Source organism: Xenorhabdus kozodoii, from assembly GCF_002632875.1.
Taxonomy (GTDB): domain Bacteria; phylum Pseudomonadota; class Gammaproteobacteria; order Enterobacterales; family Enterobacteriaceae; genus Xenorhabdus; species Xenorhabdus kozodoii.
Map to the genome: position 1 here is coordinate 41,341 of NZ_NJCX01000023.1, position 21,190 is coordinate 62,530.

Genomic DNA, 21,190 nt, shown 5'->3' on the forward strand with positions numbered 1-21,190 from the left:
TAGGCTCTCCTTTATCAGCCTACAACCAGGTTCAGTAACTTACCTGGCACGTAGATGACTTTGCGGATACTAACGTCTTCAAGATATTTCTTCACACTGTATTCTTGTGTTGCCATCTCTTGGACATACTCTTTTGTCGCATCTGCCGGTACAGTAATGCGGCCACGAACTTTACCGTTAATTTGGATAATGACCAGCTTAGTATCGTCTACCATTGCCTGCTCATCAGCTTGTGGCCATGCCGCAGTGTCAATGTCGTCCTCATTGCCAAGTGCTTTCCACATGACGAAACAAGCGTGTGGCGTGATAGGTGAAAGCATACGTACAACCGCTGTTACTGCTTCTTGCATCAATGCGCGATCTTGCTCAGTTTCCTGTGGTGCGCGAGTCAGCTTATTCATAAACTCCATGATAGCGGCTATCGCGGTGTTGAACGCCTGGCGGCGACCAATATCATCAGTGACCTTCGCGATGGTTTTATGCAAGTCACGGCGCAGATCTTTTTGTTCTTCGGTCAGCTTGCTGATATCCAGCGGCTGGGTTGCCCCTTTATTACTGTGCTCATGAACCAGACGCCAAATGCGTTTCAGGAAGCGATTAGCGCCTTCCACACCAGATTCTTGCCATTCCAAAGTCAGTTCTGGTGGTGCGGCGAACATCATAAACAGACGAACGGTATCAGCGCCGTATTTATCGACCATAATTTGCGGATCGATACCATTGTTCTTGGATTTCGACATTTTGCTCATGCCAGTATAAACCAGTTCATGACCGTCATTATCTATCGCTTTTACGGTACGGCCTTTCTCATCGTGTTCAACAATGACATCGGCTGGCGATACCCAAATTTTTTCGCCGTTGTTGCCGACATAGTAGAAAGCGTCGGCCAGAACCATGCCCTGGCACAGCAGACGCTTGGCGGGTTCATCAGAGTTGACCATGCCGGAATCGCGCATCAATTTGTGGAAGAAGCGGAAATACATCAGATGCATGATAGCGTGTTCAATACCACCGATGTATTGATCCACGGGTAACCAATAGTTAGCCGCAGCCGGATCGAGCATACCTTTATCATAATCTGGGCAGGTATAACGGGCGTAATACCATGAAGATTCCATAAAGGTATCAAAGGTATCCGTTTCGAGCAGAGCAGGCTGACCGTTGATGGTTGTTTTTGCCCATGTTGGATCAGCTTTGATTGGACTGGTGATACCATCCATCACGACATCTTCTGGCAAGATGACCGGCAATTGATCTTCTGGAACAGAGGCAACCGTGCCATCTTCCAGGGTTGCCATTGGAATTGGAGCACCCCAATAACGTTGACGGGAAACTCCCCAGTCACGCAGGCGGTAATTGACTTTACGTTGTCCGCCGCCCATGGCAACCAGCTTGTCAGCGATAGCATTGAAGCCTTCTTCATGACTCAATCCGCTGAATTCACCGGAATTGACCAATGCATTTTTGTCAGTCATCACCGCTTCTTGCACGTTTGGTACATTGCCATCATTGTCAAGAATAACGGCTTTCATTGGCAGGTTGTATTTGGTGGCAAATTCCCAATCCCGTTGGTCGTGCGCCGGAACAGCCATAACCGCACCCGTGCCGTATTCCATCAAGACAAAGTTGGCAACCCAGATAGCGATTTTTTCATTAGTCAATGGATGAATGACAAACATGCCTGTTGACATGCCTTTTTTCTCCATCGTTGCCATATCAGCTTCAGCCACTTTGGTATTCCGACATTCATCGATGAATGTTGCCAGTTCAGGATTATTTTCTGCCGCTTGTTTTGCCAGAGGGTGAGCCGCTGCGACAGCAACATAAGTTGCACCCATGAATGTATCCGGGCGAGTGGTGTAAACGGTGAGTTTTTCCTGGCTGTCAGCAACATTAAATGTGATTTCCACACCCTCAGAACGACCAATCCAGTTGCGTTGCATGGTCTTGACCTGTTCAGGCCAATCTTCCAGTTTATCCAGATCGTTTAGCAGCTCTTCTGCGTAAGCGGTGATCTTAATGAACCATTGCGGGATCTCTTTACGCTCAACCTGGCTATCACAACGCCAGCAACAGCCATCAATAACCTGCTCATTAGCGAGGACTGTCTGGTCATGTGGACACCAGTTAACGGCAGACGTTTTTTTGTATACCAGACCCTTTTCGTACAATTGGGTGAAGAACCACTGTTCCCAACGGTAGTACTCTGGCGTACAGGTCGTCACTTCACGATCCCAGTCATAGCCAAAACCCAGTTTTTTTAACTGGTTTTTCATGTATTCAATGTTGGAATAAGTCCATGGGGCAGGAGCGGTATTATTTTTGACCGCAGCCCCTTCTGCTGGCAGGCCAAAGGCATCCCAACCGATAGGTTGCAGTACATTTTTACCTAACATGCGCTGATAACGGGAAATGACATCACCAATAGTGTAATTACGGACATGGCCCATATGTAGTCGGCCAGAAGGGTAAGGTAGCATGGACAGGCAATAATATTTTTCTTTGCTGTTGTCTTCTGTCACTTTGAACGTTTGCTTCTCTTGCCAATGAAGCTGGACTTGTTGTTCTATGTCTTCTGGACGATATTGTTCTTGCATGGCACCGATAATCCTATGGTGAGTAATAAAGCGACGCGTTTAGCGTGTTTGGTTTATTTATGAAATCTAAGATCCCATAGCATAGCTGATAAGGGATGGAGGCAACAACTCTTGTTAAAGGTGGATTGAGGAAAATGACTTATTTTTAGGGGAAATTTAAGGTCGGCGGCAGCTTTGCCCTCCGCCGACAAGGACAAATCAGTGCAGAATTTTCGCCAGAAAATCGCGGGCACGCTCTGATTTTGGGTTGGCAAAGAAATCTTCTTTCTTACTGTCTTCGACAATCTTGCCTTCATCCATGAAAATAACACGGTGCGCTACCTTTTTGGCAAATCCCATCTCATGGGTGACAACCATCATAGTCATACCTTCGTTTGCCAGTTTCACCATGACATCCAGCACTTCATTAATCATTTCAGGATCAAGTGCGGAAGTGGGTTCATCAAACAGCATCGCAATAGGATCCATACAGAGCGCCCTGGCAATGGCAACCCGTTGTTGCTGACCACCAGAGAGTTGTGATGGGAATTTATCTGCATGGCTGGTTAACCCAACTCGCTCCAGCAGCTTTAATCCTTTTTCAGTCGCTTCTTTCTTATCCCGTTTTAACACTTTAATCTGGGCCAGTGTCAGGTTTTCAATAATCGACAGGTGCGGAAAAAGTTCAAAATGCTGAAACACCATGCCGACTTTGGAACGCAGTTGTGCCAGATTGGTGTTCTTGTCATTGACTTTTGTGTCGTTTACTCGAATTTCACCTTGCTGGACAGGTTCAAGGCCATTGACCGTTTTTATCAGTGTGGATTTGCCGGAACCGGAAGGCCCACAGACCACGACCACTTCGCCTTTTTTGACTTCAGTCGAGCAGTCAGTAAGAACCTGAAATTGGCCATACCACTTGGATATATTTTTCAGGGAAATCATCAAACAGTCCTTTTCTTCAAATAGTTAACCAGCATAGAAGCGGAAAAACTAATCACAAAATAAACAAAGCCGGCAAACAGAACCATTTCAATTTGGGTTCCATCACGCTCACCAATATTCGTTGCTGTACGGAAAAAATCCGCCAGACTCAATACATATACCAGAGAAGTATCCTGGAATAATACAATGCCTTGTGTCAGCAGCAATGGGATCATCGCCCGAAAGGCTTGTGGCAGTATGACTAGCCGCATGCTTTGCATATGGGTCATTCCCAACGCCAGCGCCGCAGAAGATTGCCCGCGAGAAATGCTCTGGATGCCTGCCCGAATGATTTCGGAGTAGTAAGCTGCTTCAAAGAGCGAAAACGCTACCATTGCAGAAATTAAACGGATATCAGTTTTTGGCGATATGCCTAGAATATTTTGTAATAAGTTAGGCACAATCAGATAAAACCACAGTAATACCATCACCAGTGGTACTGAGCGGAAAAGGTTAACATAGAGGGCGGCAAACCAACTCAATGCCTTGATGGATGAGAGGCGCATAATTGCCAGAATGGTTCCCCAGACAATACCGATGATAATGGCGGTCACAGTAATTTTTGCCGTTATCAATAACCCATTCAGAAGAAAGGGCAAACTCGGTATAATTGAACTCCAGTCAAATTGATACATTGCTTTATTGCCCTCCTATGTTGCCCGATAAACGTACTTTTTTCTCCAATATGCTCATGGCAAGCATAATCACGAGGTTGATACCGACATAGGCCAATGTGATCGCGGTAAATGATTCATAGGCGTGTGCGGAATAATCCAGCAATTTACTGGCCTGAGCTGCCATATCGACTAAGCCGATTGTGGAGGCAATGGCTGAGTTCTTCACCAAATTGAGCATTTCCGAGGTCATTGGGGGAATGATCACTCGGTAGGCATTTGGCAACAGAACATAGCGATAGGTTTGTGGCAACGTTAAGCCCATTGCCAGCCCTGCGGCTTTTTGCCCTCTTGGGAGTGACTGGATTGCCGCACGAACTTGTTCGCAGACACGGGCAGCCGTGAATAACCCTAAGCAAACCACTGAGGAGATAAAAAATTGGATATTGGGGTCAAGATCCATTTTGAACCAATCGCTTAGGTTTTTGGGCAGAAATTCGGGGACCACCAGATACCAGGTAAAAAATTGGACAATGAGAGGGACGTTGCGAAATAACTCAACATAACAGGCTCCAAGCCCAGAAAGGAATTTATTCGGCACTGTACGGAGAATACCGAACAACGAACCGACAACGAATGCAATGATCCAAGCGCAGGCGGAAAGTGCCACCGTCACCTGAAAACCAGAAATAAGCCACCCCAGATAGGTGGTATTACCAAAAGGGGCAGCTTGTAAAAAGATGCCCCAATCCCAATTAACGGACATAATCGAACTCCCTGATATGGGGTTAGCTGTCATTCATCGAAATCTAAATTCGGGAAAAAATGAGGTAGGGAACGACTACCTCATACCCGATCCGCCAATAAAATTGGGGTTATTGTTTAACTAATTCAATGCTTTATCGTTTGGAGCCTTAAACAAGTCTTTCATTTCATCTGAGATAGAGAAGTTTAAATTCAGATTCTTAGGTGGAATGGGTTCTTTGAACCAGCGATCAAACATTTTTTCTGCTTCACCGGAGGTTTGTGTTTTGGCTATAACGTCATCAATCAATTGCTTAAATTGAGGATCATTTTTGCGTAGCATACAGCCGTACGCTTCTTCCGATTGTGGTTTGCCAACAATAATCCACTGATCGGGTTTCTTCGCTTTGGCGCGTTCACCAGCGAGCAGGGCATCGTCCATCATAAAGGCGACAGCACGGCCTGATTCCAGAGTACGAAACGAATCACCATGATCTTTGGCACTGATGATCCGCATCTTCATTTGCTTTTCATCATTGAGCTTATTCAACAAAATTTCAGAAGTGGTGCCAGAAGTGACAACAACATTTTTTCCTGCCAGATCATCAAATCCCTTGACGCCTGAATCTTTTTTGGTCAGCAGACGTGTACCGACGACAAAGATCGTATTGGAGAATGCCGCTTGTTTTTGCCGTTCATAATTATTGGTTGTGGATCCGCATTCAAAATCGAAAGTCCCGTTTTGTAGTAGGGGAATGCGGTTCTGGGAAGTAATCGGGAGCAGCTTGACTTGCAAATTAGGGATATCCAGTTTTTTCTTGACCGCATCAACGATCAGGTTGGAATAATCCTGGGAATAACCCACGACGTTTTGCTGATTATCGTAGTAAGAGAACGGAACAGAAGATTCTCGGTGCCCAACAACGATAACGCCATTATCTTTGATTTTTTTCAGTGTTCCAGTCAATTCCTCGGCATGGGCAGCACCAACTGTACTAAGTAACATCATGGCTAACATTAGCTTACGCATATACAACTCCTATATCCGGTTGTTTTTTTCGTGAAATGAGGCTCTCTCACAGATAATTGTGTTTCTGCATGTTTCTACATAAATGAATAAGACTGTCGAAACGATTTTCTGATTTTTTGTTTATATACCGTAAAAAAATAATTCATAATGTTACTTTTTTGAAACCATAATGTTTCTGTTTCGCGACTCACATCGCACTATAAATGAACAATTTCATTTATGCGTGATTAAAAGGCAAATAATGTTGAATGCTGTTCACACTTTGCACTATTTGAAGCAATATTCTGTTTTGGTTGGTTCTTTGTGGTGAAATATGTGATTGGTTGTTGCTATTTTAGTGATGAAATCGATGATTAAATGAAATCCGGGCATAAATAATATGCCCGGACTCTTTTTAATTTTCAATTATGAGAAAGATAGGAAATTAAGTTTTTCGGCGTTTTTTCATAAAAGAAAAGACTAAAAACAGGGCGCTTACTCCCCATATTGGCCAATTCCCGAAGCGAAAATAAGGTGTTACCCCGTTGGCGGGTGTAACGTTAGCTTCCAGTACCTGTCGGGTAAATTGTGGAAGTTCAGCCTGAATGGAGCCATCTGGATTGACGACTGCTGTAACACCATTATTCGTTCCTCTTAGCAGAGGACGGCCCAGTTCAAGGGCACGCATCCGAGCCATTTGAAAATGCTGCCACGGGCCAATGGAGCGTCCAAACCAGGCATCATTAGAAACGGTCAGGAGGAACTCTGTATCAGGCTTGAAATTATCACGCACCTGTTCACCCAAGATAATTTCATAGCAGATCGCAGCAGTAATCTTGTGCCCAGCAACAGAAAGTTGGGGCTGGATGTAATGACCTCGGCTAAAGGAAGACATAGGCAAATTGAATAAAGGTGCCAGGGGACGCAGTATTGATTCCAATGGCACAAATTCACCAAACGGCACCAGGTGATGTTTGTCGTAACGGGCTAGCGCTGGGTATTGGTAAGGCGTTTTATCCCCCAATACGATAATACTGTTATAAAATTTATAACCTTCCAATGTCGAACGGGCATCTACGACGCCGGTGAGCAAGCTGGTATTGTGCTTTCTCAGTACGGCATCCAATTTGGTCAGGAAATCACGTTGGTTATATTCATAATCAGGAATGGCAGATTCAGGCCAGATGATGATGGGCGTTTTACCAATGAAAGGGCGGCTGTTATCTAAATAGACATCCAGTGTCTTCCCAAGCACGCTGGGGTCCCATTTTATGTCTTGGGGAATATTACCTTGAACCAAAGCAATATCAGTGGCTTTTTCTGGCTGTAGGGTATACCACGGGTAATGTCTCATCGGCCACGGTAGTAGCAGCAGGATAATAGCGAAGATCGCGGCGGAAATTTTTTTCTGAGTGGCCGCAAAAACCAGTAACCCGCTGATCATCATCAGTAGGAAAGTAATACCTTCCACACCCAAGACAGGCGCAATGGCCTTCATCGGGCCATCAATCTGGCTATAACCAAATTGTAGCCACGGAAACCCAGTTAATACCCAGCCACGCAAGAATTCAGTCAATTGCCACAACGCCGGGCTGGCTATAACCAACCTGATGCCATTGGCAGCCGGGAAAAAGCGGTTCAATAAACCGGCAAATAGAGCAGGATAAAGGGCAAGGTAGGCAGATAGCAGGATCACTAAAAAGACATTGACGGCGGTTGGCATGCCACCAAAGTCAGCGATACTGACATAAACCCAGTTTGCGCCGCTGCCAAATAAGCCCAGCCCCCAACATAAACCAATAAAACAGGCTTGACGGGTTGTTCTGTTCAAGGAAAGGATTTGCAGGCCGAAAAGGGAAACAAGTGCAGCAGGCCAGAAATCAAAAGGTGAAAAAGCCAGCGTTCCACTGGCTCCTAAGAAAAGTGCCAGAACGGCACGTAGCCGCTGGCAACTCATTAATGAGGCTTTGTTCATCCAGATCCTATTATGGTTTATCAAGGCTAGGAACGTCAGCATCATCCGGTATTTTTACATGAACCTGAATGATCTTACGGCTATCAGACATTGCCACTTTAAACAGGTAGCCATCAATGGTGATGGATTCCCCACGTGAAGGCAGATGCCCAAATGCTTGCATGACCAGTCCACCAATGGTATCAACTTCTTCATCGCTGAAATGGGTGCCAAAAACGTCATTGAAATCCTCAATTTGAGTCAATGCCCGCACTGAATAGGTATGGCGACTTAAAGCACGAATATCGTTATCGTCATCATCATCGTATTCATCCTCTATTTCACCGACAATCAGTTCAAGAATATCCTCAATGGTGACCAGCCCCGAAACGCCGCCAAATTCATCGATCACAATCGCCATATGGTAGCGTTGGGAACGAAATTCTTTCAGCAGGCGGTCAACACGTTTACTTTCCGGCACTACGACAGCTTGGCGCAGGACTTTATCAATGCTGAAAGGTTCTGCATTTGTACGCATGAAAGGCAGCAGATCTTTCGCCATTAATATGCCTTCGATATGATCTTTGTCTTCGCTGATCACAGGAAAGCGTGAATGGGCCGAGTCGATAATAACATCCAGACATTCGTCCAGAGATTGGTTGCGTTTTAAGGTAACGATCTGTGAGCGTGGGATCATAATGTCACGCACGCGTTGATCAGCAATATCCATGACACCCTCGAGCATCTCGCGGGTGTCGGGGTCGATGAGGTCGTTCTGCTCAGAATCACGGATCAGTTCAACCAAATCATCACGGTTTTTTGGTTCACCGTGAAAAAGCTGATTAAGAAGTGCAAAAAAGCCTTTCTTAGGGTCAGGGGTATCGTTACTTGAAGGATGGTCGTCGCTCATGGCGTTTTAATAAAAATCCCCATATAAAATCATAGACTGTTATGTTTAACATAAAAATGTTGGCAAGGGTTATTCTTTTTCCGCGAGGTAGGGATCAGGATAACCCATTTTTTTTAGGATCTCTGTTTCCAGAGCTTCCATTTCTTCCGCTTCATCATCTTCAATATGATCATATCCCAGAAGATGAAGGCTGCCGTGAATCACCATATGTGCCCAGTGCTCCTCGACCGTTTTTTGTTGCTCCTCTGCCTCTTTTTCAACAACTTGACGACAGATAATTAAATCACCGAGTAAAGGTAATTCAATTTCAGGCGGAGCTTCAAATGGGAAAGATAACACATTAGTGGGTTTATCTTTCCCACGATAAGTGAGGTTTAGATCGTGGCTTTCTGCCTCATCAACCAGACGAATAGTGACTTCACTTTCTGCCTGAAATTGTGGCAGAACGCCTTCCAGCCAGTGCTGGAAAAGGACTTCCGTGGGAAGCCCTTCGGGGTTTTCACATGCAATTTGTAAATCTAAGATGACCGAACTCATTGTGCTTCCTGTTTGCGTTTATCATTGAGCGCTTTTTTGCGCTCCTGCTCTGCCGCTTCCCATGCTTCATAGGCGATAACAACTTTTGCCACCACTGGATGGCGAACAACATCTTCGCTATGCAAAAAGTTAAAACTGAGTTGATCAACATCAGATAAAACCTCTATTACATGGCTCAGTCCTGATTTTTGACCTCTTGGTAGGTCAATCTGAGTGACATCACCTGTAATGACTGCCTTGGAATTAAAACCAATGCGGGTCAGGAACATTTTCATCTGTTCGATGGTGGTGTTTTGGCTCTCGTCGAGAATAATAAAGGCATCATTGAGGGTTCGTCCACGCATATAAGCCAGAGGCGCCACTTCAATAACGTTTCTTTCGATCAGCTTCTCAACTTTTTCAAATCCCATCATCTCAAACAGGGCATCATAAAGCGGACGCAGATAAGGGTCGACTTTCTGGCTTAGATCACCCGGCAGAAAGCCCAACTTTTCGCCAGCTTCAACCGCAGGACGAGTCAACAGGATACGGCGGATTTCCTGACGCTCCAGTGCATCAACGGCAGCGGCGACAGCCAAATACGTTTTTCCTGTACCCGCAGGCCCAACCCCGAACGTAATATCGTGATCAAGGATGTTAGCAATGTATTGTGCCTGATTAGGGGTGCGGGGCTTTACAACACCCCGTTTAGTTTTGATATTGACGGACTTACCATATTCGGGAACGCTGTCTGCGGCTTGTTCCAGTACCCGACTTTCCGTAATCGCAAGATGAACCTGTTCAGGCTCAAGATCGGGTATCAGGCCGCGTACAGGAGCGGTTTCGACATAAAGGTGACGCAGTATTTCTGCAGCTGCATTCACACACAGCGGCTTACCTACCAGTTTGAAACGGTTGTCACGGCGGTTAATCTCAATGCCCAAACGACGCTCAAGTTGTTTCAGATTATCATCAAGTGGTCCACACAGACTCATCAAACGTTGATTGTCTACGGGTTCCAAAAAGATTTCTTGGGTTGCTACTTGTGGGTTGATTTGTGTCACTGATTATCTCTATGTTAGGGCCTGTTAAGGCTGATAAAAGCTAACGCCGAGTTCATCTTCCTTGCGAGTACGGGCAATGACTGATTCAGGTGACTCATGGATACGCAGATCCATCTCATCTTCAGTACGGATGACTTTACCACGCAGGGAATTGGCATAGACGTCAACCACTTCGACATCGACAAATTTACCAATCATATCAGGCGTTCCTTCAAAGTTAACCACGCGGTTATTCTCGGTACGGCCAGAGAGTTCCATGATATTTTTGCGTGATGGGCCTTCAACCAGAATACGCTGTGTACTGCCAAGCATTGCGCGACTGTAGCTCATGGCTTGTTGGTTAATGCGCTGCTGGAGCAGGTACAAGCGCTGTTTCTTCTCTTCCTCACTGACGTCATCTGGCAAATCGGCTGCCGGTGTGCCTGGGCGCGCTGAATAGATAAAGCTAAAACTCATGTCGAAGTTAACATCGGCAATCAGTTTCATCGTTTTTTCAAAATCATCCTGTGTTTCACCTGGGAAACCGATGATGAAGTCAGAGCTGATCAGAATGTCAGGGCGCGCCTTACGCAAACGGCGAATAATACCTTTGTATTCTAGCGCAGTATGGGCGCGTTTCATTAAAGTAAGAATACGGTCAGAACCACTCTGGACGGGCAGGTGTAGGAAGCTCACCAATTCAGGGGTGTCTTCGTAGACTGCAATGATGTCGTCGGTAAACTCAATAGGATGGCTGGTGGTGAAGCGAATGCGGTCGATACCGTCAATAGCGGCAACCAGACGTAACAGTTCCGCAAATGTGCAGATATCGCCATCAAACGTAGCGCCTCGATAGGCATTAACGTTTTGGCCGAGCAGATTGACTTCACGTACACCTTGCGCGGCAAGCTGTGCAATTTCGAATAAAATATCATCACTAGGACGGCTGACTTCTTCCCCACGGGTGTAAGGCACGACACAGAATGTGCAGTATTTATTGCAGCCTTCCATGATAGAAACGAAAGCTGTTGGGCCGTCTGCACGGGGTTCTGGCAGACGATCAAATTTTTCAATTTCAGGAAAACTGATGTCAACGACCGGGCTGCGAGTCCCTTTTACATGGTTAATCATCTCAGGCAGGCGGTGCAGGGTTTGTGGCCCAAAAATAATATCGACACTCGGTGCGCGCTGGCGAATGTAATCCCCTTCCTGGGAAGCAACACAACCACCCACTCCGATAATGATTTCCGGGTTTTTATCTTTCAGCCCCTTCCAGCGGCCGAGTTGGTGAAAGACTTTTTCCTGAGCCTTTTCACGGATTGAGCAAGTATTCAGGAGTAAGATATCTGCGTCTTCGGCGACATCGGTTAACTGATAACCGTGAGTGGTTTCCAGCAAGTCGGCCATCTTGGATGAATCGTATTCGTTCATCTGACAACCCCAAGTTTTGATATACAGTTTTTTTATCGTCGACATTTTGTTGTATCCGGTGTTTCCAGTGGAATGATGCATTAACACTGAAAAGTGCAATATATCGCACAATATTGCACGTCGTGTATTTAGCATAATATTGTTGGCTATTGTAGTCATTTGAGGCACCAGTGACCAGACTGTTGCAACGGATATTCACGGCCAGAAAAGGAAAATTCCGGTACACTATTTTAATCAATAAGTTAATGACGTGATGAATATGAATAATCCACAACAAAAATTCGATGTTGTTGTCGTTGGCGCCGGTATGATTGGTGCTGCGACAGCATTGGGATTAGCGCAGGAAGGTTGGCGTGTTGCATTGTTGGAGCACCAACCTCCTGCGTCTTACGATGCGGATAGTGAACCCGATGTTCGTATATCTGCAATTAGCTGTGCTTCGGTGGATTTACTGAAACAATTAGGAGCATGGGAAAACGTATTGCAAATGCGCAGTGCCCCCTATCGGAAGCTGGAAACATGGGAGCAAAATGATTCGAACGTTATTTTCGATGCTGAAAGTTTGGGGCTGCCAGAGTTAGGGTACATGGTTGAAAATCATGTCTTACAACTGGCCTTGTGGCAGGAGTTTGAGCGTTACCCGAATCTGACCTTGTTTTGTCCCACCGCGCTGAAATCTATGCAGCGTCAGAATAAAACGTGGTTGGTGGCATTGGTGGATGGCACGGAAATTGATGCACGGCTGATTATTGGCGCAGATGGTGCCCGTTCTCAGGTTCGTCAACTGGCGGGTATTGGCAGTAAAGGGTGGCAATATCGCCAGTCGTGTATGCTGATCACTGTCAAGAGTGAGCAGCCTCAACAAGATATAACATGGCAACAATTTTTTCCTTCGGGTCCCAGGGCGTTCCTGCCACTGTTTGATCAATGGGCTTCATTAGTTTGGTACGATTCTCCCGCCCGTATTCGCCAGTTACAGTCGATGACGATGACACAGCTTGAACGAGAAATTTTTCAGGCCTTTCCTCCTCGCGTGGGTAAAGTCACGCCGATCGCCGCGGGTTCATTTCCACTGACCCGCCATCATGCCAGTCGTTACGTACAAGAAGGGTTGGTTTTACTGGGGGATGCGGCCCATACCATCAACCCATTGGCAGGGCAGGGAGTAAATTTAGGCTATCGGGATGTTGATGTTTTACTCAAGGTATTGACGGATGCTAAGGAATTGTTGGAAGAATGGGATTCTTTGGTGGTCTTAATGCGTTATCAGCGTCGCAGGATGCCGGATAATTTGGTGATGCAAGCGGGCATGGATTTTTTCCATACCACATTCAGCAATGATTTGCCGGGATTGAAAACGGTCCGAAATTTAGCATTGGTGGCAGCGCAACGTTCAGGCGTAGTGAAAAATCTTGCACTGAAATATGCATTGGGGCTGTGATGGGTTAATTCCTGTTAGGTTGAAAATAACTAGCCCCTTATGGGGCTAGTTTGGTTGGTTTTATAAGAATATCTGCAGGAATTCCGAACATACAGTGCAGATTCCGGATCATAGGTAATGTCAGGTTGCGTTTACGATTTAGAATTTCATAAACACGGTTGGATTTACCTATAGCTGACTCTAAATCTTTAATGGTTAATCCTGATTGTTCCATTCTGTATTTAATTGCTTCAATGGGATCTGGTGGATCTATTGGGTAATGTTCCGCTTCATAAGCTTCAATTAGCAGCACCATAACTTCCATGTAATCAAATTCAGGCGTCCCAATTTCAGGTTGATTTTCAAACAGTGGAGCAATAGCTTTTAATGCTTTTTGATAGTCGCTTTCTGTTCTAATAGGTTTAATGTTCATTGTTCACTCCGGCTCTATGATGTTGGCATTTATGGCATCATACTGTTTGTGTGTGCCGATGAATTTTATGTACACCCAGCCTGCGGGGTAAAAGATGGAAACTATCAGGCGGTAATCGTTCCCCTTGATGTTGAATACTTACTACGCGATTGTTTTTCAAAATACTCGCATTGCGGTATTGCGTTTTAATTTCAGCAGGTGTTTTCCAAGAGGCTTTTTTTGCCTCGTCAAACCAGGCCTTTAAAGGTTGTTCTGCGTCGGGATATTTTTCCCAAAACGTTTTTAATGATGCAACGGATATTATTTTCATAAAGTCATGCCAGTCCCAATACGGGACTTATGCAAGTGGCGAGTAAGCGTATTATTTTTACCCAATTAATGCTATTGGGTTGAAGATTTATTTGGTTTTCTTTGAAATGGCTTTTATGAGGAAATTTTGAAGGCTATAAAACAAAAAAACCACCTTGATTGGTGGTTTCTGCATTAAAGAATATCCTTATCGTATATTCTTTTTTTGCATTTTTTCAATATGTTATTTTACGTAACACATTGAAAATATTGGCTGGGGTACCAGGATTCGAACCTGGGAATGCCGGAATCAGAATCCGGTGCCTTACCGCTTGGCGATACCCCAACAGAATTTAGAAATGGTGGCTACGACGGGAATCGAACCTGTGACCCCAGCATTATGAGTGCTGTGCTCTAACCAGCTGAGCTACGTAGCCATTTACGATAATCGTAAGAGTTATGATAACGCCCAGAGAGATGGCTGGGGTACCTGGATTCGAACCAGGGCATGCCAGGATCAAAACCTGGTGCCTTACCGCTTGGCGATACCCCACCTGAATGTTATCAACGCAACCTTTGTTATTCTCGAAATGTTTAGGCAACACTATATCGTTTTAACTTATTGTTTCAGTTAAATGGCTGGGGTACCTGGATTCGAACCAGGGCATGCCAGGATCAAAACCTGGTGCCTTACCGCTTGGCGATACCCCACCTGAAACAACATACTAAAACTTAAAACCGTCACTAAAACATATTCTAAGTACAACCCAATGAAGAAAATGGTGCGGGAGGCGAGACTTGAACTCGCACACCTTGCGGCGCCAGAACCTAAATCTGGTGCGTCTACCAATTTCGCCACTCCCGCAAAGATGGTGGCTACGACGGGAATCGAACCTGTGACCCCAGCATTATGAGTGCTGTGCTCTAACCAGCTGAGCTACGTAGCCATCTTTTTTCGCTTTGCCTTCATCGGCGGTGCGGGGCGCATTATGCGTATATCAGACAAATGCGTCAACTGATTTTTTAAAGAAATATGCGCAAAATCGTTTGTTTGTTTGTCTTATAAACATTTTGTCGACAAAGTCGACTAAAACGGTGAAATTTATCCCCCAAGAAGATGTTGTAACAGTACCCCATTAAGCATTGCACGTTTTGTTAATGCGAATGCACCAATTGCTGAACAATGATTTAGCTCAGAAACCACCACCGGGAGGTCTTCGCTGAATGCTTTTAATACCTGGGTATTAATGCTGCTCTTGATAGTCGGTAGCAATATCTGCTGTGCTTGCGTTATTTCTCCAGCAATGACCACTTTCTGGGGATTAAACAAGTTAATGGCGATAGAGATAGCCTTGCCCAAATAGAGTCCGACATGCCTGATGACCTCTGTTGCCAGAGGATCACCCGCATTGGCTGCAAGGCAAATTGCATGGATATCACAATTATTCAAGGAAAGTTGGCTAGGGAACCCTTGGCGTAGTTGATGTTGCACTTTGGCTTCTATTGCTGAATTGGACGCGATAGTCTCCAGACACCCAAAATTACCGCAATGGCAGCGTTCACCCAGAGGATCGATTTGGATATGGCCTATTTCACCCAGATTACCGCGCTTGTTGAGCAGGATGTTGTTGTTAACGATGACCCCCGCGCCTGTGCCGCGATGGATGCGTACTAAAATGGAATCCTCACAATCGCGCGTTGCCCCGAAATAGTTTTCGGCCAAGGCAAGGCTGCGAATATCATGCCCGATAAAGCAGAAGGTCTTAAAATGCGCTTTGAGATGATTAATCAGCGGCCAATTATCTACCTTAATGTGTGGCATATAGCGGATGATACCCTGTTCAGGATCAACCAAGCCAGGGAGGATCACGGAAATGGCGATCAATTCACGGATCCGGCGCTGGTTTTTGTCGATGAAACTTTCAATGGCGCAAATAATCCGTTTCTCGACTTCTTGCTGACTATTTTCCTGCACAGGATAATGGGCTTCCACTAACATCTTGCCGCTCAGATCGAATAGCGCCACGGTTGCATCATGGCGCCCAAGCCGGACGCCAATAGTATGGAAATGGCGTGTTTCGGTAATAATGGAGATAGCGCGCCTTCCGCCGGTGGAAGCCTGATGCTCAACTTCTTTGATCAGTCCACGCTCCAACAACTGGCGAGTAATTTTTGTTACGCTAGCAGGAGCAAGTTGGCTCTCTTCTGCAATTTGGATGCGTGATATTGGCCCATGCTGATCAATCAGCCGATAGACCACCGCACTGTTTAACTGTTTGACGAGATCAATATTACCAATTTGCTTCTGTGCGTTTTCATTACTCATTCGTCTTTAATACTCACGGTAGATTGAATTCATTGCCGTTAACAATGGTTTTGCAGATTTTGAAATCATGAGTAAATGCGGTCAGATTCGCGACCTTGCCGGGTTCAATCGTGCCGAGATGTTTATCAACACCGATTGCGCGGGCTGGGTAAAGCGTCACCATTCGCAATGTTTCATCTAAAGCAATACCAACGTGTTCCACACTATTTTTGACACAATCAATCATTGTGATTGATGATCCGCTCAGTGTCCCATTTTCATCAACACATAAGCCATTTCGATAATATATTGTTTTATTAGCAAAGGTAAATTGTTCCATCGCATCGGTAGCAAGCCCGGCGGGAACAATGGCATCCGTCACCAGGATAAGTTTCTCATTTTTTAATCTCTTGGAATTGCGGACATTTGGCCATGAGACATGCATTCCGTCGCAGATAATGCCAGCATAAATGTCTGGGGAATCATAAATAGCACTGACCAGCCCAGGTTGACGGCCAGAAATCGGCGGCATGGCATTATATAAATGGGTAGAGAAAGTCATGCCATTTTGGAAGCCGTGACGCGCTTCTTCATAAGTCGCATTAGAATGACCCGCCGAAACCGTGATACCCGCTTCGGCTAATTGCCGAATATATTGGCTTTCCACCATTTCAGGGGCGAGCGTGATCTTGGTAATCACATCAGCATTCAGACACAGGTAATTCACCATTTCAGGGGTAGGTTTGCGGATATAAGCGGTATTATGCGTTCCTTTTTTTATTGGATTGATATAAGGCCCTTCCAAATGCAACCCTAATGCCTGATAAGGATTTTTTTTCAGGTAGGCGCGCATCACATCAATGGCTTTTATCATTAACTCATCAGGGCTGGTGATGAGGGTAGGCAGGAAACTGGTACAACCATAGCGCTGATTGGTTTTCTGCATAATATGCAGCGTCTCTTCTGAAATATCTTCCAGCCGTTCGTTAAACTGGACTCCACCACAACCGTTTACTTGTAGATCAATAAATCCTGGGGCGAGATTTGCACCCTGCAAATCGTGTTTTTCAATCTCTGCTGGCAACTCGTTTACCGGACAGACTTGTTTAATTAAATCATCTGCAATAATGACTGCATGGTTATCGAGCCTGTCATATCCGGTATAAATAATGCCATTGGTTAATGCGTACATTGATATCTTAACTCCTAAATCAGTTTAGCTGGCGAATTCATTAACGATATCGGCCTCTAACTGGTGGAAATACTTCACAGTCTTTACTTTCAGTTCCATCGTGGCGGGTTCATCACAGACAATCAGTGATTTTGGATGCATCTGCAAGCAACTGATTGTCCACATATGGTTAATACTCCCTTCTACTGCGGCTTGCAGGGCTTGTGCTTTATTCATTCCGGTTGCCAAGATCATAATTTCTTTAGCATCCATTAAAGTACCGACACCAACAGTTAATGCATATTTGGGTACTTGTTCCACATCATGATTGAAAAAACGGGAATTAGCTGTTCGCGTTTCAATGGTCAAGGTCTTAATTCGGGTGCGGGAAGAAAGGGAAGATGCCGGTTCATTAAAAGCAATATGCCCATCATTGCCAACACCACCCAAAAATAAATGTATCTTGCCATAAGCTGTGATCTTATTTTCGTAACGTTGGCACTCAATATCAATATCTTCCGCGTTTCCGTTTAACATATTGATGTTCTCTTTTGGAATATCAATGTGATTAAAGAAATTTTGGTACATAAATGAATGGTAGCTTTGAGGATGATCTTCCGGCAAGCCAACGTATTCATCCATATTAAATGTCACAACATGCTTGAAGCTCACTTTTCCGGCTTGATACAGGGAAATAAGTTCTTTGTAGGTTGCCAGCGGGGTGCTGCCTGTGGGAAGACCAAGCACGAAGGGATGCTCAGCAGTTGGATTGAACTCATTAATCTTACTTACAATATAGTGCGCAGACCAGCGACCAACGTCACTTGCCGTCGTTAAGGGGATCAGCCTCATGATTACCTCTTAAAAAAACAGTCAATTATCTAATAATGAGAAGTTATATACGCCACTCGTAATATCTGAGATATCAATGTGGTACGTGATAACTGTGTGACGAAACCACACATCATACTTGTTCTCAGTAGGGCTCGTCGTATTCAATGTGAGATAGATATTTTCAATAATAAAATAAGTTTTGCGATCTAGCTATATTTTTGATTAAAAGTTTATCAACTAGGGTGACTTTAATCACATATTAGGTGGATTTAATTTGCGATGCAAAATAATTTTTTTAGACTACTCATGTTATTAACAATAAGCACATAAATGATGACATTACGTTATTAAATAAAAGACTCCATTAACGGAGCTTCAAGGGGGCATAAGTGAATATTCTGAGCTACTTACAACGGATTGGACGGGCATTGATGGTGCCTGTGGCGACATTGCCCGCAGCGGCAATATTGGTTGGTGTAGGTTATTGGATTGATCCAACGGGATGGGGAGCCGATAATGCGTTGGCGGCACTACTTATCACGTCAGGCAATGCCATTCTGAACAACATGGGTATGTTGTTTGCGATTGGGATCGCCTATGGAATGTCGAAAGATAAAGATGGGGCTGCTGCACTGGCAGGGCTTATCGGATTTATTGTTGTCATACAACTCTGTTCTCCGGCAGCGGTGGCAATGATTAAGGGTATGCCGATTGGGGAAGTCCCAAAAGCATTTGGCAAGATTGATAACCAATTTGTTGGGATCTTGGTGGGAGTCTTTTCCGCTGAACTGTATAACCGCTACAGTAGGGTAGAGCTACCACAAGCACTGTCTTTTTTTAGTGGTCGTCGTTTAGTCCCTATCTTGAACTCTTTCCTGATGATTGTTGTGTCTTTTATCTTGATGTTTGTTTGGCCAATGGTTTACAACTGGCTGGTCGCATTCGGTGAAAGTATCACCAATCTTGGTTCCGTTGGAGCGGGTTTGTATGCCTTCTTCAACCGTCTGCTGATACCCATTGGTTTACATCATGCACTGAACTCAGTATTTTGGTTTGATGTTGCTGGTATCAATGATATTCCTAACTTTCTTGGTGGGCAGAAATCCATTGAAGCCGGAACGGCTGTTATGGGTATCACTGGCCGTTATCAGGCGGGTTTCTTCCCGATTATGATGTTCGGCTTGCCGGGAGCCGCATTGGCGATTTACCACTGCGCCCGTCCGGAAAATAGGGCCAAGGTTGCCGGTATTATGATGGCGGGGGCATTTGCCGCTTTCTTCACGGGTGTGACTGAACCACTTGAATTTTCTTTCATGTTTGTTGCTCCGGTACTTTACGTTTTGCATGCCATAATGGCAGGCATTTCAGTTTATATCGCAGCCACGATGCATTGGATTGCCGGGTTCGGCTTTAGTGCGGGGTTTGTCGATATGTTACTTTCCTCCCGTAACCCGCTGGCGGTTCATTGGTACATGTTGATCCCGCAGGGCTTGGTATTCTTCTGCCTGTATTATGTTGTTTTTCGTTTCACCATCAAAAAATTCAATTTGATGACCCCAGGACGGGAGTTGTCGGCCACAGATGAAACCGATGGCTATGATGTCGATAGGGTGAAGAAAAACCGTCATTCTGTACATAATATTGAGGAAGAAGCGCGTCAATATATTGCCGCTGTGGGAGGATCAGATAATTTGACCAATATTGATGCTTGTATCAGCCGATTGCGTTTGTCAGTCAAAGACTCAGGCTTAATCGATAATCAATCGGTGAAACGCCTCGGTGCTTCAGGGGTTATTCGCCTGAATAAACAGAGTGCCCAAGTTATTGTTGGGCCTCGTGCAGAATTGATAGCCGATGCTATGCGTGACTTGTTAAAGAAAGGTTTCGTTGCTGCATCAACAGAAATAGTGCAATCAGAGCCTCAATCTTTAGGAAAAAAGCATCACCAGCCGGAAGGTAAACCTATTCTGACCTTAATGGCGCCGATGAGTGGTGAATTAGTTGATTTAGAAAATGTACCTGATGAAGCATTCTCTCGTAAGATAGTGGGTGAAGGTATTGCCATTAAGCCCACATCGGATACCGTTTTTGCGCCTGTTGATGGTAGGGTTGTTAAAATTTTTGATACGAATCATGCATTTTGTATGACCGCAGATAATGGTGTTGAAGTCATTGTCCATATAGGTATTGATACTGTCTTATTAAATGGAAAGGGATTTAACCGTTTGATTGAAGAAGGCGTAAAAGTAAAAGCAGGAGATGCAATATTGAAGTTGGATCTTGACTACCTGAACGCGAATGCTCGCTCTTTAATCAGCCCGGTTGTTATTAGTAATATTGATGAATATGAAGGAGTTAACATTATATCTAAGGGCAAAGTGATAGCTAAAAAAGAGATTTTATTTCAAGTCATATAATAAATTTTAGGTGATAAAAATTAACTTTTTGGTTTACATAGGTGATCGCTTAGGCGATCACTAAATAAAATCGTGGGTTAATTTTTCTAGCAGGGCAAGAGCGTGAATGTTCACTTCTTGCCCTGATTTTTCTAGCGTAAATTATTATTTGTTTTATACCCTATGGATTTCAAGATGCAGCGCGGCGGCAAGGGAATGAACCCCCAGGAGCATAGATAACTCTGTGACTGGGGTGAATGAGCGCAGCCAACAAAGCGGCAACTTGAAAGACGACGGGTATATACCAATCTAACTTCAAGTTGCCGTTTGCAAACCAACGAGAGTGTTTATATCTCCCCGCTACGCGGGCATAGGTATCTACACATTTATTGAAATTTATGTTATTACCTTTCAGCATGCTCTTAATTTTACTCTCGCCGGGCTTGATGCCCGGCTTAACCGTCGATACCCGATGCTGGTCAAACAACATATGACACCTTCAGATCCTCTCGCCTGTGCAATTAAAGACGTGGCCAGCGCACAGAAAACCACGTTCGCCACC

The 21,190-nt window shown here is 44.8% G+C and carries 17 protein-coding genes, 6 tRNA genes and 1 pseudogene; 3 read left to right on the forward strand and 21 right to left on the reverse strand.

Annotation, left to right across the window (positions count from 1 at the left end; all coding sequences use genetic code 11):
- Positions 1 to 14: 14 nt before the first annotated feature.
- The 10 genes from leuS to miaB form a co-directional block, all read right to left on the reverse strand.
- Positions 15 to 2,597 carry a leucine--tRNA ligase gene (leuS, locus tag Xkoz_RS15000; RefSeq protein ID WP_099141523.1) on the reverse strand — a complete coding sequence of 861 codons (2,583 nt, stop codon included), beginning with the start codon at positions 2,595 to 2,597 and terminating at the stop codon, positions 15 to 17.
- 198 nt (positions 2,598 to 2,795) lie between these two features.
- Entirely contained in the window at positions 2,796 to 3,521 is a 726-nt protein-coding gene (locus Xkoz_RS15005) for an amino acid ABC transporter ATP-binding protein (RefSeq protein WP_099141524.1), read from the reverse strand.
- The gene (gene gltK / locus Xkoz_RS15010) at positions 3,521 to 4,195 is read right to left on the reverse strand and encodes a glutamate/aspartate ABC transporter permease GltK (protein WP_099141525.1); all 675 of its coding nucleotides are present in this window, start codon (positions 4,193 to 4,195) and stop codon (positions 3,521 to 3,523) included. The genes Xkoz_RS15005 and gltK overlap by 1 nt, the downstream gene beginning before the upstream one ends.
- A 4-nt stretch (positions 4,196 to 4,199) precedes the next feature.
- Entirely contained in the window at positions 4,200 to 4,940 is a 741-nt protein-coding gene (locus Xkoz_RS15015; protein ID WP_099141526.1) for an amino acid ABC transporter permease, read from the reverse strand.
- A gap of 120 nt (positions 4,941 to 5,060) precedes the next feature.
- On the reverse strand, positions 5,061 to 5,948 hold the full coding sequence (locus Xkoz_RS15020; protein ID WP_141554399.1) for an amino acid ABC transporter substrate-binding protein: 888 nt from the start codon (positions 5,946 to 5,948) through the stop codon (positions 5,061 to 5,063).
- A 424-nt stretch (positions 5,949 to 6,372) separates the two neighbouring features.
- Positions 6,373 to 7,902 (reverse strand): apolipoprotein N-acyltransferase, encoded by a 1,530-nt coding sequence (gene lnt, locus Xkoz_RS15025; RefSeq protein WP_099141528.1) that lies wholly within the window; start codon positions 7,900 to 7,902, stop codon positions 6,373 to 6,375.
- Positions 7,903 to 7,912: 10 nt separating this feature from the next.
- Positions 7,913 to 8,791, reverse strand: a complete 879-nt coding sequence (gene corC / locus Xkoz_RS15030) for a CNNM family magnesium/cobalt transport protein CorC (RefSeq protein WP_099141529.1) — start codon at positions 8,789 to 8,791, stop codon at positions 7,913 to 7,915.
- Between the two features lie 69 nt (positions 8,792 to 8,860).
- Positions 8,861 to 9,328 (reverse strand): rRNA maturation RNase YbeY, encoded by a 468-nt coding sequence (ybeY, locus tag Xkoz_RS15035; RefSeq protein WP_099141530.1) that lies wholly within the window; start codon positions 9,326 to 9,328, stop codon positions 8,861 to 8,863.
- A complete protein-coding gene (locus Xkoz_RS15040) occupies positions 9,325 to 10,302 on the reverse strand; it encodes a PhoH family protein (RefSeq protein WP_422646065.1) in 978 nt (325 codons plus the stop codon). The genes ybeY and Xkoz_RS15040 overlap by 4 nt, the downstream gene beginning before the upstream one ends.
- Positions 10,303 to 10,395: 93 nt before the next feature.
- Positions 10,396 to 11,826, reverse strand: a complete 1,431-nt coding sequence (gene miaB, locus Xkoz_RS15045; RefSeq protein WP_099141532.1) for a tRNA (N6-isopentenyl adenosine(37)-C2)-methylthiotransferase MiaB — start codon at positions 11,824 to 11,826, stop codon at positions 10,396 to 10,398.
- A gap of 214 nt (positions 11,827 to 12,040) precedes the next feature.
- On the opposite strand from miaB, the gene ubiF reads away from it, so the two are divergent.
- The gene (gene ubiF / locus Xkoz_RS15050; protein WP_099141533.1) at positions 12,041 to 13,222 is read left to right on the forward strand and encodes a 3-demethoxyubiquinol 3-hydroxylase; all 1,182 of its coding nucleotides are present in this window, start codon (positions 12,041 to 12,043) and stop codon (positions 13,220 to 13,222) included.
- 37 nt (positions 13,223 to 13,259) lie between these two features.
- On the opposite strand, the gene Xkoz_RS15055 is transcribed toward ubiF, so the two are convergent.
- The 11 genes and pseudogenes from Xkoz_RS15055 to nagB all read right to left on the reverse strand — a co-directional run bounded on the left by Xkoz_RS15055 (position 13,260) and on the right by nagB (position 18,250).
- Complete coding sequence (locus tag Xkoz_RS15055; protein WP_099141534.1) at positions 13,260 to 13,634, reverse strand: helix-turn-helix domain-containing protein; 375 nt, start codon at positions 13,632 to 13,634, stop codon at positions 13,260 to 13,262.
- 3 nt (positions 13,635 to 13,637) lie between these two features.
- A pseudogene (locus Xkoz_RS15060) lies at positions 13,638 to 13,944 on the reverse strand (type II toxin-antitoxin system HigB family toxin).
- 249 nt (positions 13,945 to 14,193) lie between these two features.
- Positions 14,194 to 14,268, reverse strand: a tRNA-Gln gene (locus tag Xkoz_RS15065).
- 14 nt (positions 14,269 to 14,282) lie between these two features.
- Positions 14,283 to 14,359: transfer RNA gene (locus Xkoz_RS15070), tRNA-Met, on the reverse strand.
- Positions 14,360 to 14,400: 41 nt separating this feature from the next.
- Positions 14,401 to 14,475: transfer RNA gene (locus Xkoz_RS15075), tRNA-Gln, on the reverse strand.
- Between the two features lie 83 nt (positions 14,476 to 14,558).
- Positions 14,559 to 14,633, reverse strand: a tRNA-Gln gene (locus tag Xkoz_RS15080).
- A gap of 69 nt (positions 14,634 to 14,702) precedes the next feature.
- Positions 14,703 to 14,787: transfer RNA gene (locus Xkoz_RS15085), tRNA-Leu, on the reverse strand.
- 5 nt (positions 14,788 to 14,792) lie between these two features.
- Positions 14,793 to 14,869 (reverse strand) — tRNA-Met (locus tag Xkoz_RS15090).
- 155 nt (positions 14,870 to 15,024) lie between these two features.
- On the reverse strand, positions 15,025 to 16,248 hold the full coding sequence (nagC, locus tag Xkoz_RS15095; protein WP_099141535.1) for a DNA-binding transcriptional regulator NagC: 1,224 nt from the start codon (positions 16,246 to 16,248) through the stop codon (positions 15,025 to 15,027).
- Positions 16,249 to 16,261: 13 nt separating this feature from the next.
- Positions 16,262 to 17,419 (reverse strand): N-acetylglucosamine-6-phosphate deacetylase, encoded by a 1,158-nt coding sequence (gene nagA, locus Xkoz_RS15100; protein ID WP_099141536.1) that lies wholly within the window; start codon positions 17,417 to 17,419, stop codon positions 16,262 to 16,264.
- Positions 17,420 to 17,443: 24 nt separating this feature from the next.
- Positions 17,444 to 18,250 carry a glucosamine-6-phosphate deaminase gene (gene nagB, locus Xkoz_RS15105; RefSeq protein ID WP_099141537.1) on the reverse strand — a complete coding sequence of 269 codons (807 nt, stop codon included), beginning with the start codon at positions 18,248 to 18,250 and terminating at the stop codon, positions 17,444 to 17,446.
- Between the two features lie 371 nt (positions 18,251 to 18,621).
- Between nagB and nagE the strand changes: the two genes are divergently transcribed.
- Positions 18,622 to 20,649: an N-acetylglucosamine-specific PTS transporter subunit IIBC gene (gene nagE, locus Xkoz_RS15110; RefSeq protein ID WP_099141538.1), complete on the forward strand. Its 2,028-nt coding sequence runs from the start codon at positions 18,622 to 18,624 to the stop codon at positions 20,647 to 20,649.
- 322 nt (positions 20,650 to 20,971) lie between these two features.
- A partial coding sequence (locus Xkoz_RS21955) for a hypothetical protein (protein ID WP_208615219.1) occupies positions 20,972 to 21,190 on the forward strand: 219 nt, incomplete at its 3' end.